Annotated in this window: 3 protein-coding genes; all 3 read right to left on the reverse strand. The window is 65.6% G+C overall.

Annotated elements, in window-relative coordinates:
• Window positions 1-539: sigma-70 family RNA polymerase sigma factor (locus EN738_RS32905; RefSeq protein WP_127287199.1), on the reverse strand; the 539-nt coding region annotated here is incomplete at its 3' end.
• A gap of 268 nt (window positions 540-807) precedes the next feature.
• A complete protein-coding gene (locus tag EN738_RS32910) occupies window positions 808-1647 on the reverse strand; it encodes an alkaline phosphatase family protein (RefSeq protein WP_127287200.1) in 840 nt (279 codons plus the stop codon).
• Window positions 1648-1749: 102 nt separating this feature from the next.
• Window positions 1750-3131 (reverse strand): ABC transporter ATP-binding protein (locus tag EN738_RS32915; RefSeq protein WP_145967013.1); only part of this gene is annotated, 1382 nt, incomplete at its 5' end.

The raw sequence follows: 3131 nt of genomic DNA on the forward strand, positions 1-3131 counted from the left end.
GCCTTGAGGGCCTCGCCGAGTTTCTTGCGGGCGTAGAACATCCTGGTCTTGACGGTGGCGACGGGAATGCCGAGCACCTCGCCGATCTCGGTCACCGACTGTCCGTGGTAATAGGCGAGGTCGATCACCGTGCGATGCTCCTCCGGCAGGGCGTCGACGAAGCGCCGCAGGGCGGCGCCCTTGTCTTCCTTCATGGTGACGACTTCCGGCGTGTCGGCGCTGTCGGGGACCTGGGCCGCGTCATCGTCGTCGATCCAGTCCTCCTTCTTCTTGCGCAGCGAGGACAGCGCCTTGAAGCGGGCGATGCCGAGCAGCCATGTCGAGACTTCCGAGCGCCCTTCGAAGCTGGGCGCCTGGCGCCACAGTTCGAGGAACACCTCGTTCGCGATATCGTCGGCCATCATTTCCGATCCCGTCTGGCGCACCACGAAACGGTAGACCCGCGCATGGTGACGCATGAACAGGAGCCGCACGGCAGCCCGGTCGCCCTTCGCGACCCGGTCGACAAGCGCGCGATCGGTCTCCATCGCCGCCGTCATGGCCGGTCGAGCCGCCTGGCTCCTCGTAGCTCTGTCGCCGATCGGTCCAAAAAGGTTCATCCTTCCGCCAAGGAATTTTCGGGAGGCTAACCGAAGAGCGGGGACGTTGCCAGAGTATCTGCCTTCTCCCCGTCACTATACGGGGAGAAGCTGCCGGCAGGCGGATGAGGGGCGGCGCCGGCGTCGGCAATTGTCGATGTTGGCGCTGCCCCTCACCCTTACCCTCTCCCCGTATAGTGACGGGGAGAGGGGGCGCCAACGCCGCGTTTCACCCCAAAAACGGCTTCGCCTTCATCGTCTCTGGCACGGGCACGCCGAGGCGCTTCAGCACCGTCGGCGCCAGCTGCAACTGGTCGAGCAGCGTGTCTGGCTCGGGACCTTTGCCCGGGCCGAAATAGTATAGGGCGAAATCCTGCATCTCGTCGTCATGGCCGCCGTGGTGGCCGCGGTCGGTCTGGCCATGGTCGGCGGTGACGATCACCTCGTAGCCGGCTTGCCGCCAGAGCGGCAGGAAGCCGGCGAGCATGGCATCCATCGCATAGACGGCATGGTCCATCTCATGGCAGTCATGGCCGAAGCGATGCCCCATCGAATCCAGCGTGCAGGTGTGGAGGATGCCGTAGTCGATGCCGTGGCGCCTGGCCAGCATGGTCAGCGTGGCGAACAGGTCGGCATCGCTGGGCGTCATCTGGTTCCTGGCATTGTAGCCGGTCATGGTGTGGAAGCGGCCATGGGTGATCGGCCCGCCCGGCTCGTCGAACTCCATGTCCTCGACGAGGTCGAACGGATAGGAGCGGAAGAATTCCGACCAGTAGGAATGGGTGACCGCGCCCGTCCTGCCGCCGGCCTTGCTGACCTCGGAGAAGATGTCCGGCTGCTCGACCCTGAACCGGTTCTCATTGGACAGGATGCCATGCACCTGCGGCGCAACGCCGGTGTGGATCGAGGCATAGCAGCAGGCCGAGGTCGACGGGAGCACCGAGCGCATCTTCCAGACCCGCGCCTCGCCCGACTGGACCCAGCCTTCGAGATTACCCATGAGCCGGCGCCAGTTCCGGTAGGGCACGCCGTCGAGGATGATAAGCAGAAGCTTTGTCGCGAGCGCCACCGGCGGCTCCATTCCAATGTCCTTTGAAATCGGAACGCCGCGGGTCTCTCGGACACGCGGCGCCCACACCCGTGAAACGGGCAGGCCGATGCTTCCTGGGCCCTAGTTGCCCGCGCTCGCCATGCGACGACCCGCGATCGCCTTCTCCAGCCAGCCGATCTCCATTTCGGGAACCGAGGACAGCAAGAGATCGGTGTAGGCATCGAAGGGCGGTGCCAGCACCTTGCTCTTGGCGCCGTAGCGCACCACCTCGCCGCGATACATCACCGCGATCGAATCGGCGATCGACTTCACCGTGGCGAGATCGTGGGTGATGAACAGATAGGCGACGCCTTCCTCCTTCTGCAGGCCGAGCAGCAGTTCGAGGATGCCATGCGCGACCAGCGGGTCGAGCGCCGACGTCACCTCGTCGCAGATGATCAGCTTCGGCTTGGCGGCGAGCGAGCGGGCGATGCAGACGCGCTGCTTCTGGCCGCCGGAGAGCTCGGCCGGGTAGCGGTCGACGAAACCCTTGCCCATCTCGATCTTGTCGAGCAGCTCGGCGACGCGCCGGTCGCGCTCGCTGCCGCGTATGCCGAAATAGAATTCGAGCGGCCGACCGATGATGGTGCCGACCGTCTGGCGCGGATTCATCGCCACGTCGGCCATCTGGTAGATCATCTGCAGCTGGCGCAGATCCTCCTTCGGCCGGTCGACGAGCTTGTTGCCGAGCGTGCGGCCATCGAAGACGACGCTGCCCTGCTCGGGCGGCAGCAAGCCGGTGATGGCGCGCGCCAGCGTCGACTTGCCCGAACCGGACTCGCCGACGACGGCCAGCGTCTGGCCCGGAAAGATGTCGACCGAAACGTTTTTCAGCACCTTGATGTGGCTGCGGCCATAGGCGGCGGTCACGTTCTTCACCGACAGCACCGGCGTCGTGCCGGGCGTTTGCTCCTGGTGCGCGATCTCGTGCACCGAGACCAGCGCGTTGGTGTATTCCTGGCGCGGTTCCTTGATGATCTGGCGGGGGCCGCCCCATTCGACCAGCCGGCCGTGGCGCAGCACCATGATCTCGTCCGACACTTGGGCGACGACGGCAAGGTCATGGGTGATGTAGAGCGCCGCGACATGCGTGTCGCGGATGGCGTCCTTGATCGCCGCCAGCACGTCGATCTGCGTCGTCACGTCGAGCGCGGTGGTCGGCTCGTCGAAGACGATCAGGTCGGGTTCGGAGCACAGCGCCATCGCCGTCATGACGCGCTGCAGCTGACCACCGGAGACCTGGTGCGGGAAGCGTTCGCCAATGGTTTCCGGGTTGGGGAGGCTGAGTTTCTTGAACAGCGCGACGGCACGTTTCTCGGCCTCGGCCCGGGTCGCCGTGCCGTGCAGAAGGGCAGCTTCGACCACCTGGTCCATCAGCCGGTGGGCGGGATTGAAGGCTGCGGCCGCAGACTGCGCGACATAGCAGACCTCGCGGCCGCGCAACCTGCGGAAGCCTTCCTTGC

Origin of the sequence: Mesorhizobium sp. M4B.F.Ca.ET.017.02.2.1, assembly GCF_003998955.1 — a bacterium.
GTDB classification, from domain to species: Bacteria; Pseudomonadota; Alphaproteobacteria; order Rhizobiales; family Rhizobiaceae; genus Mesorhizobium; species Mesorhizobium abyssinicae.